Genomic DNA, 13,723 nt, shown 5'->3' on the forward strand with positions numbered 1-13,723 from the left:
TCCTCAACTCAAAAGCTCTGTTTGACTATTTAATAATATAATAACACGCCTTATTGTGCCTATACCTTCAAACTCAATCGTCACTTCTACAGCGCGAGGCAGAATAGATCCACTATTCCATTCATTTACCCACTTACCCTTATGATAAATACGCATACGAAACCCTACAATGCTATTGACCATAGTAAAAACCTCAGGATCCGATATGTTCAAATCATCTGAATTACTAGCTGATATTCTCTCTAATTTTTTATTTTTCAATCTATAACCTAAAGTATTTGATTGATAGTGAAACAGAATCTCCTCACTATTATTATCTTCACATAACAAATACAGCCCAAACTCATCACTCTCCAGTAGCTTATTTCTTATATCAAGATAATCATTATGATTACTCGAGGAGCTCTGGTGGATTGTGATATGTGATATGTCGTGATCTAGCTTATTAATTACACTTTCCAATTCACTAATTTGCTTATATTTTTTATTTATAGCAACACTACTCTTAGTCACAATCATAAGAACCTGATACGCCATCAAACTCATCATTGTAAAAATAGCCACAGAAAGTAACATTTCAAGTAGAGTAAAACCACAATGTGTGGTTTTACTTATTAATAACACGATATCCCGCCAATATAAAATCAGGTTTTATTTTATCCTCCCGTTCCCGAACTTCAACAATAATAGTGATAATAGTATCTTCTTGGTATTTAATTTCTTTCGATTGCCAATACCATAATTTGTCCATCATGAACTCTTGCCCTTTCAGCCAGTTGTCGGTTTGAGCTATTCTCATAATTTTAATTTCAGACAAAATGTTTTCTGCTACCCAAGAAGATACCATTCTATTTTCTAAGTTTTTTGCCAATACTAATTTTTCACTGATAACCTTCATAACACCAATGGCAGAAAATGCAAAAATAGCCAATGAAACCATAAGTTCAAATAAAGTAAACCCTTTATTATTACACAAGTGCTCACCTAATTATTTTTCATAATATAAAAAATCCCAAGTGCCACTGTCTATTTCTCTGCTGCCGATGGCTCCAACCAATTATTAATGTCATCTTCAGTTCCAACGATTTTATCTGGCCCAGAAGAGAATATATCTATCTCTCCATATTTTCCGGGGTTAGTTAACTGATATGAACTCCCCCATGGATCTTGTGGTAGCCGACGAATATACCCATGTTGAGGGTAGTTTTTCGGGATAGGTAACACTGTTGGTTTGATAATCAACGAATCAATACCTTGCTGTTCGGTGGGATAATATCCATTATCCAATTTATACAGATCCAATGCATTTTCCAGGGCGGCGATATCACTCAGTGCTTTCTGCCTATCAGCTCTATTTTTATTGGACATCAAACTAGGAACTGTTAGGCTAGCAAGAAGCCCGAGTATGATAATAACAATCATAATTTCCAACAATGTAAATCCACTGGCCTTGGTATCATTCATAAAACCCCGTTGATAATAGTCAAATAGTTAAACTACTAATTTGTAGTATTGGCTCAAAAACAGCCAAGACAATAATAAATATAAAAACGGCCATGATAATCATTACTATTGGTTCTAATAATGTTATGAAAATATTAATCTGAGTGACAAGCTCCTCTTCTTGAATGGAGGTAACTTTCTTTAACATTACGTCTAGTTTTCCGCTACACTCACCTGATGAAATAATATGCAGTATCATGGGTGAAAACACCCGGCTTAAAGAGAGTGATGAGGATAAGCTATTTCCTTCACCAACCAATTTAGTCGAATTAACTAACTTTTCTTTAATGAAGTAGTTAGTTATAACTTGATTGCTAATTTTCATGGCTGGTATTAAGCTAATGCCGTTAGAAGTCAAAACTGTCAATGTTTTCAGATATCGTGATATATTGACTCTGGAAATTGCTTTACCTAACACTGGAATTTTCAAATAATAACATTCAAATAGATAGCTTACCGCTTTTATCTTCAACGCCCTACGCAATCCAATCCAGAGTGCTACTGCTATTATGACTATTAGTAACATGTTATTTTTCAAATAATAGCTAATATTCATAATGGCCCTAGTCGACAATGGCAACTCTTGATTATCAAAAGAAAAACTCTCTATTATGTTCGGTATTACAACAGATAAAAGTATGATTATGACACCTGCGGATATAAAAATTAATATTGCAGGATAGATAAGCGCCTGAACTATTTTTCTTTGTAATCGTTGTGTCTGTTCAATATGTTCAGCAAGCTGTGATAGCACTAGCCCCAGATGACCTGATAACTCACCAGCAGCAATCATGGATCTATATAACACATTAAATACTCTAGGGAAATATGAGAGAGAATCAGATAATGAGTATCCCTCAACAACCTTTTTTCTTACATCATGAATCACTGTACTGACATATCTCTTCTTACTTTGCTTCTCAATTATCTTGAGTGTCTCATCTAATGGTATGTCAGAACTTACTAATATAGACATTTGCCTGGTAAGTAATACTAAATCAGCGCTATTAACTGTTTTAAAAAAACTCATAACCATTGAATTATCTGTTGCTCTTCTTACTTTAATGCTTAATATACTTATTTTTCTTTGGTAGAGAATATGTCTAGCTTCCCGTATGTTTTCAGCTTCAACATTACCTCTTATTTTCATCCCATTATGGCTTATCGCGATATATTTAAATAGCGTCATATTTATCCTCTAAACCTATTTTGATCACCTCCTCAATAGTGGTTAAGCCAGCAATGATTTTACTTACTCCATCTTGCTTAATGCTGCACATCGTTCTCTGAGCCAAATTGGCCAAATCGAATTCGCTGGCGCCTTTATATATTCCTTCACGTAAAGTATTGTCTACTACCAAGAGTTCATGCAACGCTATTCGTCCATGGTAACCTGTTGTATTACAGTGGCTACAACCCAGTGCCCGATACCCATATGGTTTCATCATTATCCGATAATTTATCTCTAAATCCTTTAGCGCATCTTGTGTCAATAAATACTTCTGTCGACACTCACAACATAATTTTCGGATCAGTCGCTGAGATAGCACAGCTAATAATGAGCTTGCCAGCATAAAGGGTTCAATGCCCATATCCTTTAGCCTGGTTACCGCACCTACTGCGCTGTTAGCATGTAGCGTTGATAAAACTAGGTGCCCAGTTAACGAAGCTTGTACTGCTATTTGAGCCGTCTCTACGTCTCGTATCTCACCAATCAGAATAACATCGGGATCTTGTCTCAATATAGCTCTTAGACTACGGGAAAATGTCATACCAATCTTTGAGTTAACTTGTGTCTGAGAAATTCTATCAATATCAAACTCTATAGGGTCCTCTACTGTCATAATATTCCGTTCATGTGAATTTATTTCCATTAAGGCTGCGTAAAGAGTGGTACTTTTCCCCGCCCCAGTTGGGCCGACAATTAGCACGATTCCATGGGGCTTAAGTACAACTTTTTTCATAGCATCACAGTTTATTTTCGACATCCCCAAAGACAGCAAATCCAACTTAATACTGTTTTTATCCAGTAATCGCATAACGACTCGTTCGCCATGATTTGACGGTAATACAGAGACACGTACATCTAGCGCCCGTCCTGCTAAATTCAGAGCAATTCGCCCATCTTGTGGTGTGCGTTTTTCTGCAATATCCAGCTTTGCCATAACTTTAATTCGTGAAATCAATAATAGCGCAACACCTCTCTGTAGCTCTAATATATTCTTTAATACACCATCGATACGAAATCTTATGATCAGTTTTTTTTCGAAGGATTCGATATGGATATCTGAGGCCAACTCTTTAATTGCTTCTGCTAATATTGTATTTATTAATCTAATTACAGGAGCCTCATTACTCGTATCTAGTAAGTCTTCACTATCCGGTAGTTCACCTGAAAATGAATAATTTTCAATTTCATCACTGATTGCATTAATTATGGTATGTGATCTCTGGGAGCTATTCTGATATACAGTCACAAGGTAGGTATCAAACTCATCATCAGTAACAAAATCAAGTCCTGCTGCTTGATTAGCGATTCTGTTACCTTCAAGAATTGCCTCAAGGGAGGCTGTATGGCGGCAAATAATTTGATAACCTTGATCTACTGGTAATAAAACAACACCATTATCCCTCGCCCATGTGAAACTTAATAAGGTTGATTCTATTTGCTCCTTAATCATAAGCGCATCTCAGCATTATCATAAAAACTCATAATGTCTTTTTTAATCTGATTATAACTATCACTCTTAATTTCAGTTGCTAAGAGATCATGATAGAGTCTGTTATTATTAATAGTATTCTCCTGGGAATTACTATCTTTATATTTAGTATGCTTATCTATTGTTACTACACTATAGTCATTCGTTTCTCTCAGTATCGTTGGCTTAATAAATAAAATAAGATTACTTTTGTCGACCTTCTCTTTGCTCTGTCTGAATAACCCGCCTATAAATGGAATATCACCCAGCAACGGTATTTTGTTCACCGTTTTGCTTAATTTTTCATCTAATAGTCCACCGACCACAACAGTTTCACCACTTTTAACTAAAACTGCATTATTTATGGCTCTTTTATTAAAGATAAAGCCTAAATTATTGGTATTAGTATTAGAACTGTCAGCCACACTGGATACTTCTTGCCTGATTTCAAGAAGAACTGAGTCACCTTTATTGATCTGTGGTTTTACTTTCAGCATAATACCAACAGATTGCCTTGAAATGGAGTTATATACTTTATCTGTCGCTGTTGTTTGTGTCGATGTCAGTACTGGAACTTCCTGCCCTACATTAAACTCAGCTTCCATATTATCTAATGTGACAATACTCGGTGTAGCAAGGATATTGTTATTAGAATTAGTGGCTAGTGCAGTAAATAGTCCGTTCCAATTTCCTTTGTAAAAACCAGCGGTTAACCCAGCTATAACCATGGGCATTGGCTGTTCACTGTGGCTTCTTGCATGACCAGGACGAGGAAGAAGATTAATACCTCCAGAATATTTATTCGCCCATTGGATACCAAGATTCAATCCTTCGGCGTTTTGGGTCTCAACAATAATAGCTTCAACTAATACTTGTGCACGTCTGACATCTAGTTTTTCGATAACCTGCTCAAGCTCTTTCATCATCCTTAGATCTGCCGTAATAACTAAAGCGTTTGTCTGATCATATGCCTTAATAGCAATATTCCCACTCTGACTCTTACTTACCACACTTGCTTTTTTATCACTCCGCTGACCTTGGCTAATCCCATTTAACACATCCAATAACTTAGATGCTTGGGCATACTTCATATAAATAACTTTTGTATTCTCAAAGCTACTTTCTTCATGATCAAGATCCTTTATCATTTGAATGGTTTTTTTTCTGACACTACTATCGCCACTCACCAATATTGAATTGGTTCTGTTATCAGCAATAATTTTTCCTATATTAAATGTCTCTTTCTTACTGTTATTAATTGAAGTGATGAGTTCATTAACCAGTTTAGCAACTTCAGTTGCCACTGCATGGTTTAGCTTATAGAGTTCAACCTCAGTATCTCCAGCATGGTCAAATGTATTAATAATTGAATGGAGATGATTAACTACAGCGGCACGACCTGTAATTAATATCGCATTTGAGGGTTCATAATGAATAATAGTGCCAAATTCAGCATTATCATTTAGCTGGCGTAACAGTGGAACCAGGGTTTTTGCTGAGATATGTTTAAGCGTAAAAACTCTATTAATTATCTCATCACCATGAATCTCTCCGTTCTCCTTTAGCATGGGAACAATCGAACCTTTAGCGCGTTTTGATGGTATCACTTTTAAGATATCATTAGGCATCTCTACCAGTGTATATCCGTAGACATCAAGTAAATTAAGGAAGAATTGATAATACTTTTCTTCATCTAATAACATATAGCTACGGACACTGACCGAACCTTGGACTTTAGGATCTATAATTATCGTCTTATTCATGTTTTTACTCACTGTATTAATAACCTCCTTTATATCTGCATCGACGAAAGAGACTGAAAAGTTAGCACTGCTAATCTCAATTGACAAAAATAAAAATAGTGTGACTAACTTAACCCTGAATACTATAGTTATGAGATGTTTTAAAGGTATAATATTAGGAGTGTTGGTGAAATGGCTACAATAAGACATAATGTTCCCCATGCGTAATAACTTAGGGCATATTCATTACAATATTCTTAATAAAAAATAGGAACCTTTTTTATTAAGAATGATTTTATCTGTCAGTATTTTCACTATTGTGGTTCCATCACTTATTTCATCGTGAATAAAATAGCTTTTTTGTCGGCCATTAGATTGTAATATCGCAATGGATTTAGTCTCATCTGTATGCTCCAGAATGCCTACCAACTTTACTTCGCCAGTATAGATTGGATAGTTAGCATTATTATCTATAACATTAACAATGCCTTTCGAATTATCATCAAAACGTTTCTGACTAAATAGCATCATTTTTTTTATTTTCGCTATCATTTTAATGCTATTATTTTCCTTTTCGTCACCACCACTGTAACCTTCATATGTCACCAGAGTTGGAGACTCGACCTGAGTCATCACTGTATAGCAGACAACGATGAGTTGATATAATATAATTAATATTATAGCTATTATAAAAACGTATTGTATTTTACTTACCAAGGTTTGGTTGGGTGCTATTTTTATCCTTTTAAAAAACGATAACACCCTTACCTCTCATTTATAGTCAAGTCAATCTAGAAAATAGCACTACCTGTATTTTCTGTTAATAGCCTAGGAATCTATCATTCATCTTATTGGAAGCCATGGCTTTCAATATCCCAGCATCTAGCCGAAGACCATACCTATTTATAGTTTTAACTATTCCGTCGGGTATACCTGCACTTTTCAAGTGGGCTCTGAACTTATGTATTAATTGGTGATAGTTATTATCAGATATGCTTTTATGATTCTCATACCATACAACTTTTATAATATCTTGTTTTCGATTGACATCATTAAACAAGCACATAACCAATCTCTTTTGCTTTTCATTAATATCTACAGTTAATTTCTTAGTATGGAAATGGATTTTATTCATACAGCAATCCAGTGATATCTCTTTTTCATAATCAATCACTCCTTTTCCATTGATATCAATAAATTTACTACCCGAAACAACAGAGACTGTATCGACATACATAGATAACCCCTCAAACATATTCACTCAGTTAATAAAAGCCAATCACACGTCAAATGTGATAAAGGAACAAGTGATTATTATTACTTTCATTCAATGAATAAAACAAATTAAATTATATATTTTAATTATATTTAATGTGCGATTTACATACAAATATTGATATCTATATAAAAATATATCTATTGGTGGCTAATTAAAAATCAACAATCAAAGAGCAATGCATTACTTAAGTGAATCACTTACATGGATAGTGTAGTTTATATCAATGTAAATTCCACCCTTGCTCTTAACATTCTAAATTCGTTTTATTCATCTATAAAGGTATAGGTCATCACCGAAGTTAACATACAATAATGATAGAAAATTTCAAGGGAAATATCTTTCAATAATCTCAGGGGACATCACTGGATAAAAAAGCATTAATAACATTTATATGTACCATCTGTATACCGGTCAATAAGCCACTATAAATTTCATATTGCTAGTGTAATCACTTATAAGTTCAGGTTTCATTTATTGGTATGCCGTTTGACTTACCTGGTACACTATTGTTGCTTTAGTCATATAAACACAAGTGTAAATTTCCGCCAAGCATAAAGCAGCTATAAATAAAAGAAGGGGATATATAAAATAATGTTATCTAATCGCGTAATCATAGATGCTCCCATTGAATCAATATCATGGGCGCAGGATATAACTAAATATGTTTCACCCGTCCCCGTATCCAGAACAATTTCTACTGTCGCTTAGGAATCAATACAGTTCAGGATGACAGCCGCTGGAAATTGCCCTCCTGCGCTTCTACTCTTTTGTTACCATTTTTGATGCTACATAATTAGTGAGCAGTTGATTGAGTGTCGTGCATGTTTTTTATGTTATGTGGCAACCACAATATTAATTAACAAGAATTAGCTATTTCTCAATGCAATAGTTATGAGTATTACAAACGACTATTGAGATCTTTATGGTGCTCTCTCATCCATTGAGCCAATGAGTCCAGTGTGGGCTGCAATGTTTTACCCAGCGGGGTAATTTCATACTCAACCCGTGGCGGGACTTCAGCATAGATTTTACGATTGACCAAGCCGCGTTGCTCAAAAGCGCGCAGTTGCCGGGTCAGCTCTTTTTGGGTAATGGGCGCAATCGCCCGTTGCAGCTCTCCGAAACGAATTGGCGCTGCTGTCACAATCAAGCGATAGAGAGTGGGAATTGCCCACTTCCCGGCGATGAGTTCAACAAATTGCACCATTGGGCACCTTTCTTCCGCTATTTCGCTCCCAGATGCCGATTTATTTTTATCTGTTAATAGCTTATGGGTTGTCATTGCTTTCCTAATCCATCGTTAGTATCCAATCAGTACCTACTATACTTTAGATACTTTTATATTAAAAATGGTGTTCCACTGCTATTAATCAGAAGGCTCACCATGAATCGTTTAAGCCATAAATATGCGTTGATTACCGGAGGAACCAGCGGCATCGGGCTGGAAACAGCGCGCCAATTCCTCGCCGAGGGGGCAACAGTCGCTATCACCGGTAGAAATGCCGCCGCTTTGCAGGCGGCCCGCGCGGAACTGGGGGATTCTGTTTTGCTGCTAAATAGTGATGCCAGTAATATCACCGACCAATATCAGTTAGCCGCAAAACTAGCGGAAGTCTGGCCACGGCTGGATATTGTCTATATCAATGCAGGTGATGTTACTCACAATCCAATTGAGAAGTGGGATGAGTCAAGTTTTGACCGGGTACTCTCAACCAATCTGAAAGGCCCTTTTTTCCTTCTACAATCACTATTGTCGCTGCTAACTAATCCTGCATCCGTCATCCTTTGTGGCTCTGCCAGCGCCCATATTGGCTTACCTCAAAGCAGTGTTTATGCCGCCAGTAAGGCGGGGTTACTCTCTCTGGCGCGAACCTTGTCCGGTGAGTGGGCGGAAAGAGGAATTAGGGTAAATGGCTTAAGTCCCGGCCCAACACAGACACCGGCGCTGCAAAAATTGGGGCTATCGGGTGATGAACAAGAAAAATTGGCTGAGCAGATACGCCAACTGGTGCCAATCAAACGAATGGGAACCTCGATTGAGCTTGCCCATGCAGCCGTTTTTCTGGCTTCAGATGAGTCCAGCTTTGTTGTCGGAACCGAATTGCGAGTCGATGGCGGCGTCAGCAGCCTTTAAGGAGTAACAATGAAAATAAGATCAGCCAGAGACTGAGACTGAGACTGATAACGCCAAAATAATCACCCTATAGGTGCTATTTTACCCATCGGTTACAGGCTAAATCGGGTTGGCCGACACCGCGTACCAACCCGTCTCAGGTCACGTCAGGATGTTTGTAAAAAGCGATCAAGCTGCCTACGCAGTTGATTGTTCTCTTTTTTTAGCTGCTCAACTCTCTCGAGTAGCGTTAGGGTCATCGCCACACCAGACCAGTCCAGATCCAGCTCATTTTGCAGACGTTGGGCGCGTTTTAAGCTGCTCAATGCATCAGCATCAAAAACCCAGACACTGTCCGCAGGTTCTAGTGGCACAATCAAGCCCAGTCCAACCACCTCGACCAGCTCTTCCTGCATAATGCCCGTTGACTGGCACAATTCAGTGACAGTATAGGTGATTTCTATTTCAGCCATAATCTGTTACTCCCACCCAGTACGAGGATTAAATGCCGTCTGCTCTGACAATTGCTGCCACAGCGCCCGCGTTTTCTCGTCTGGCTTCGGTGGCATCACCACCTTGAGGATCGCATACAAATCGCCAGTCGCTTTTTTGCTAACCAGGCCCTTACCTTTGATGCGTAATCGTTGACCACTTTGGCTACCCGCCGGGATGGTTAAGCTAATTTTACCGGTCAGCGTCGGCACCTCGACGCTAGCCCCCAATGCCGCTTCCCATGGGGCTAACGGCACGACAATGTGTAAATTATGACCATCAACATCAAATAGCGGGTGTGGTGCCAGGCGAATAATCAGAAATAGGTCGCCATTAGCTCCCCCCGCAAAACCCGGCGCTCCCTGTCCTTTAAGACGAATGCGCTCACCATCACCCACACCGGCAGGAATTTTTACTTTCAGGGTCTTGGTGGTGTCTGCGCCCGGAAAACCTGAAGCATCGACAGTCGGAATTTTGTAAGAGATTGAGCGCGTCTGCTCTGCCAGTGTTTCCTCTAAAAAGAGGGGCAATTCCATCTCAAGATCTTGGCCCCGAACCCCGTGAGATGCTCGGTGAGATGAGTGGTGAGCTGAAGCGCCACGGTTGGCAAAGAAGGACTCGAAGAAATCCGAAAAGTCCCCCCCACCAGCACTGCTGTGCCACTGTTGACCACCTGAATGATAGGCGGCCTGCTGCTGGGTAAAGCGAGGATCGTCGCGATGTAGCCTTAATTCATCATATTCAGCGCGCCGTTCAGCATCTTTCAGTACTTCGTAAGCCTCCGCGACCTCTTTAAACTTACTTTCAGCATCGGGTTCATCACTGACATCAGGGTGGTATTTGCGCGCCAGCTTACGATAGGCGGTTTTAATCTCTTTCAGGGAGGCGGTGGGCTCTAGGCCCATCACGGCATAATAGTCTTTAAATTCCATGCGGCAATATCCTTAAATTCAATGTGCTATAAGTTTCCCCATTTGACTTATATAAAACCTGTTTGTGCATATTTCAACCGTTTAAAACCTTAAACGAAGTAAATCTAAACTATAGCGGCAATGGCTTATTTGTGGGTTTTATATTGTCATCCTGACCATTGCCCACGTGAATATTACAAATCATATAACTGATCCGATGGCTTATTGGCGGCGGACATTGCCCTTTTATGATTAACCTGCTTCACCGAGGAGCGAACCACTAGTCGCCCCTGCAATAAGGTATTACTGAAGGGGGCATCTGGGCGTAATAAGCGCCGTTGCAGCAGTTGAATCGCCTCAGCCCCCAACTCGTCACGAGGGACATGCACCGCCGTGAGCGGGACATCATGAATCTCAGCCAGATTAAAGCCATCCATGCTCATCACCGATATGCTATCAGGGACACTTATTTTCAACTTATTCAGCGCATTAACGGCACCTACCGCCATATAGTCGCCACCGGCTAGAATTGCCGTCGGCCACTGGCGTTTATCCTCACAAGCTGCCATAAAGTCGCTGACCGCCTGCTCTGCCTCTTCGCCACCAAAACCATGGGTAGTGATCAGATGTTGGTTATCATCAAAACTTATATTATGGCTGGCGAAAGCCTCTTTAATCCCCAGCAAGCGCAGCTCCATGGTATTACGACGTAAGCATTGCAAGGTCAAAATTTGCCGATGCCCTTGTTGAATCAGATAGTTGGCAGAAAATTCGCCAATCAATTGATGGTCTGGCGATACACTATCCAGTGACATCTCTTTGTCGCGACAATTCACCAGTACTGAGGGTTTATGCACGCCAGCCGCCAAGGTATGAATACGTGGATCATCAATACCGATGATGATTGCAGCCTCGGTCTGCGGATTGGTCATTTTCTCCAGAAACAGCGAGATATCACTTTGCGTTTCCGATAATCCACAGTAGCGAATCATCACCTCATGTTGGCTAACGGCTTCGGTAATGCCTTGGATGACTTTGTAGTAAAAAATGTCGGTACGCACATCGAAGGCCCGGTGCGGTGCAAAGACCATAATGTTATTGAGCATTAATCGCCCGCTGGATAAATTCTGCAAAATCCCCTGTGATTGCGCATACGCCATGACCTGCTGTTTCGCCTTCGCACTGGTGTTTGCTTTACCGGCTAAGACTCTGGAGACCGTGCTAATTGAAAGGCCCGTCTGATTGGCTATTTCTTGTATTTTTAGCTTTCCATTCATTTTGTGATCTCTCTCAAATTAGCAAATGAAAAAACTTTCATAGCCGGTAAATACCTTATTCAGGCCATTACACAATATAAATGCTGAAATATTATCCAGCTTATGAAAATTCTTTCAAAAAAACGCATATTAAAGCCAATTTAAGCTAGCTACCTTGTTTTGGTAAACCAATTTTAAAAACTTATCAGTCCGGTTTGTTTTGATGAATGATAAAAATACGATAAAAAACAATTAAGTATATTTTATTGGCCGATTTAGTGTGAACAAAGTCACATTAAAACTCAGCGAAATCTTAATAACCGAAAATGGATCATACCAAAATAATTAGTTGGCCCGGTTAACTTGCTACCGGCTAACACCAGGAGGCTTGGATGAGTGTTGAGATTAATCAATCCGCGAAAGTTATCGGGCGGCGAAAAATAAAGTCACTACGTTGGTGGATGCTGGCACTATTTTTACTTGGTGTCACAGTTAACTATATTACCCGTAACTCTCTGGGTATCCTCGCCCCCGAACTGAAAACCAGCCTGAATATGACCACGGAGCAATATTCATGGATCGTGGCCTCTTTTCAGTTGGCTTACACCGTTTTCCAACCGCTGTGTGGCTGGCTGATTGATGTCATCGGCTTAAAGATGGGGTTCCTGATTTGCGCCAGTGTTTGGGCCGTGGTGTGCATGATGCATGCCGGCGCAGGGACCTGGTTCCAGTTAGCGGTGCTGCGCTTCTTTATGGGCAGTGCCGAAGCGGCGGCAACACCGGCAAACGCCAAAGCGATCTCTGACTGGTTCCCGAAAAAAGAGCGGCCAATTGCCGCCGGTTGGGCGGGAGTCGGCTTCTCTATTGGTGCGATGTTAGCCCCCCCTATTATTGTATTGGCCCATGTGGCACTTGGCTGGCAAGGTGCGTTTTTATTCTCCGGTGCTTTAGCCATGATTTGGGTGCTGTTGTGGTGGCGTTTCTACCACTCGCCGGATACCCATCCAAATCTCAGTAAAGAAGAGTTTGAACTGATTCATCAGGACAATGAACCGGTGCTACCACGGCTCCCTTTCCTCAAATCATTGGCCATTCTGAGCAAAAATAAGAAATTTTACGGCATTGCGATCCCCGCATTTCTGGCGGAACCCGCCTGGGCCGTGTTTAGCTTCTGGGTGCCACTTTACCTGGCCACAGAACGCGGGATGGATCTAAAGCAGATCGCCATGTTCGCCTGGCTCCCCTTCCTGGCCGCAGATATCGGCAGTGTTGCCAGTGGTTATTTAACCCGGTTATATCAGAAGTGGTTCGGCTTCAGCCGCATCAACTCGGTGGTTGCCAGCTCAGTAACCGGGGCCTTTATGATGGTTTCATTGGCCTTTGTGGCAATCACCAAAGACCCCTATTTGGCGATTGCGCTAATCTCCATTGGCGGCTTCGGGCACCAGGTTATCTCCTGTATGCTTAGCGCATTAGTGGTTGATTCTTTTGATAAAAACCAAGTTGCCACCGTCAATGGTCTACGGGGTTCCTCCGCATGGATCGCCAGTTTCCTGTTTACCTTACTCATTGGTGCGGTTTCCGACACCATCGGCTTTAACCCGCTGTTTATTGCCATGGGCTTCTTCGATTTGATTGGTGCCGTATTCCTGATTGCGCTATTTGCTGAGCGCCGTAATAAGGCACAACCGGCAACCTGATCTATCCCCTAATTCTGTCTGCAACAGT

At 40.3% G+C, this 13,723-nt stretch carries 14 protein-coding genes; 2 read left to right on the top strand and 12 right to left on the bottom strand.

Going from position 1 to position 13,723, the window contains the following annotated elements:
- Positions 1-3: 3 nt before the first annotated feature.
- From gspJ to HRK25_RS01975, 9 genes are all read right to left on the bottom strand, one after another.
- Complete coding sequence (gspJ, locus tag HRK25_RS01935; RefSeq protein ID WP_082153416.1) at positions 4-624, bottom strand: type II secretion system minor pseudopilin GspJ; 621 nt, start codon at positions 622-624, stop codon at positions 4-6.
- Positions 608-976: a type II secretion system minor pseudopilin GspI gene (gene gspI / locus HRK25_RS01940; RefSeq protein WP_071984899.1), complete on the bottom strand. Its 369-nt coding sequence runs from the start codon at positions 974-976 to the stop codon at positions 608-610. The genes gspJ and gspI overlap by 17 nt, the downstream gene beginning before the upstream one ends.
- Before the next feature lie 50 nt (positions 977-1,026).
- Entirely contained in the window at positions 1,027-1,464 is a 438-nt protein-coding gene (gspG, locus tag HRK25_RS01945; RefSeq protein ID WP_005272846.1) for a type II secretion system major pseudopilin GspG, read from the bottom strand.
- A 19-nt stretch (positions 1,465-1,483) separates the two neighbouring features.
- Positions 1,484-2,692 carry a type II secretion system F family protein gene (locus HRK25_RS01950; protein WP_032897275.1) on the bottom strand — a complete coding sequence of 403 codons (1,209 nt, stop codon included), beginning with the start codon at positions 2,690-2,692 and terminating at the stop codon, positions 1,484-1,486.
- A complete protein-coding gene (gene gspE / locus HRK25_RS01955) occupies positions 2,679-4,184 on the bottom strand; it encodes a type II secretion system ATPase GspE (RefSeq protein ID WP_032897273.1) in 1,506 nt (501 codons plus the stop codon). The genes HRK25_RS01950 and gspE overlap by 14 nt, the downstream gene beginning before the upstream one ends.
- Positions 4,181-6,154, bottom strand: coding sequence for a type II secretion system secretin GspD (gene gspD / locus HRK25_RS01960; RefSeq protein ID WP_032897271.1), 1,974 nt, complete (start codon positions 6,152-6,154; stop codon positions 4,181-4,183). Before gspD ends, gspE begins: the two co-directional genes overlap by 4 nt.
- Before the next feature lie 36 nt (positions 6,155-6,190).
- Entirely contained in the window at positions 6,191-6,706 is a 516-nt protein-coding gene (locus HRK25_RS01965; protein WP_032897269.1) for a type II secretion system protein N, read from the bottom strand.
- Positions 6,707-6,764: 58 nt separating this feature from the next.
- Entirely contained in the window at positions 6,765-7,181 is a 417-nt protein-coding gene (locus tag HRK25_RS01970) for a winged helix-turn-helix domain-containing protein (RefSeq protein ID WP_032897267.1), read from the bottom strand.
- 940 nt (positions 7,182-8,121) lie between these two features.
- On the bottom strand, positions 8,122-8,505 hold the full coding sequence (locus tag HRK25_RS01975) for a winged helix-turn-helix transcriptional regulator (protein ID WP_032897265.1): 384 nt from the start codon (positions 8,503-8,505) through the stop codon (positions 8,122-8,124).
- A gap of 102 nt (positions 8,506-8,607) precedes the next feature.
- Between HRK25_RS01975 and HRK25_RS01980 the strand changes: the two genes are divergently transcribed.
- Entirely contained in the window at positions 8,608-9,357 is a 750-nt protein-coding gene (locus HRK25_RS01980; protein ID WP_005272838.1) for an SDR family oxidoreductase, read from the top strand.
- 146 nt (positions 9,358-9,503) lie between these two features.
- Here HRK25_RS01980 and cbpM read toward each other — a convergent pair whose 3' ends face one another.
- The 3 genes from cbpM to HRK25_RS01995 all read right to left on the bottom strand — a co-directional run bounded on the left by cbpM (position 9,504) and on the right by HRK25_RS01995 (position 12,016).
- Positions 9,504-9,809 carry a chaperone modulator CbpM gene (gene cbpM / locus HRK25_RS01985; RefSeq protein WP_005272837.1) on the bottom strand — a complete coding sequence of 102 codons (306 nt, stop codon included), beginning with the start codon at positions 9,807-9,809 and terminating at the stop codon, positions 9,504-9,506.
- Between the two features lie 6 nt (positions 9,810-9,815).
- Positions 9,816-10,760, bottom strand: coding sequence for a curved DNA-binding protein (gene cbpA, locus HRK25_RS01990; protein ID WP_005272836.1), 945 nt, complete (start codon positions 10,758-10,760; stop codon positions 9,816-9,818).
- 173 nt (positions 10,761-10,933) lie between these two features.
- Positions 10,934-12,016, bottom strand: a complete 1,083-nt coding sequence (locus HRK25_RS01995; RefSeq protein WP_005272834.1) for a LacI family DNA-binding transcriptional regulator — start codon at positions 12,014-12,016, stop codon at positions 10,934-10,936.
- Positions 12,017-12,387: 371 nt separating this feature from the next.
- Here HRK25_RS01995 and HRK25_RS02000 point away from each other — a divergent pair, with 371 nt between their 5' ends.
- Positions 12,388-13,695, top strand: a complete 1,308-nt coding sequence (locus HRK25_RS02000) for an MFS transporter (RefSeq protein ID WP_005272831.1) — start codon at positions 12,388-12,390, stop codon at positions 13,693-13,695.
- Positions 13,696-13,723 lie beyond the last annotated feature (28 nt).

This window comes from Yersinia bercovieri ATCC 43970, from assembly GCF_013282745.1.
In the GTDB taxonomy this organism is placed as follows: domain Bacteria; phylum Pseudomonadota; class Gammaproteobacteria; order Enterobacterales; family Enterobacteriaceae; genus Yersinia; species Yersinia bercovieri.

Bases quoted from the DNA above. Each gene is read 5' to 3' on its own strand.
- gspG (WP_005272846.1), bottom strand. From the start codon at position 1,464: ATGAATGATACCAAGGCCAGTGGATTTACATTGTTGGAAATTATGATT.
- HRK25_RS01950 (WP_032897275.1), bottom strand. From the start codon at position 2,692: ATGACGCTATTTAAATATATCGCGATAAGCCATAATGGGATGAAAATA.
- gspE (WP_032897273.1), bottom strand. From the start codon at position 4,184: ATGATTAAGGAGCAAATAGAATCAACCTTATTAAGTTTCACATGGGCG.
- gspD (WP_032897271.1), bottom strand. From the start codon at position 6,154: ATGTCTTATTGTAGCCATTTCACCAACACTCCTAATATTATACCTTTA.
- HRK25_RS01970 (WP_032897267.1), bottom strand. From the start codon at position 7,181: ATGTATGTCGATACAGTCTCTGTTGTTTCGGGTAGTAAATTTATTGAT.
- HRK25_RS01975 (WP_032897265.1), bottom strand. From the start codon at position 8,505: ATGACAACCCATAAGCTATTAACAGATAAAAATAAATCGGCATCTGGG.
- HRK25_RS01980 (WP_005272838.1), top strand. From the start codon at position 8,608: ATGAATCGTTTAAGCCATAAATATGCGTTGATTACCGGAGGAACCAGC.
- cbpM (WP_005272837.1), bottom strand. From the start codon at position 9,809: ATGGCTGAAATAGAAATCACCTATACTGTCACTGAATTGTGCCAGTCA.
- cbpA (WP_005272836.1), bottom strand. From the start codon at position 10,760: ATGGAATTTAAAGACTATTATGCCGTGATGGGCCTAGAGCCCACCGCC.
- HRK25_RS01995 (WP_005272834.1), bottom strand. From the start codon at position 12,016: ATGAATGGAAAGCTAAAAATACAAGAAATAGCCAATCAGACGGGCCTT.
- HRK25_RS02000 (WP_005272831.1), top strand. From the start codon at position 12,388: ATGAGTGTTGAGATTAATCAATCCGCGAAAGTTATCGGGCGGCGAAAA.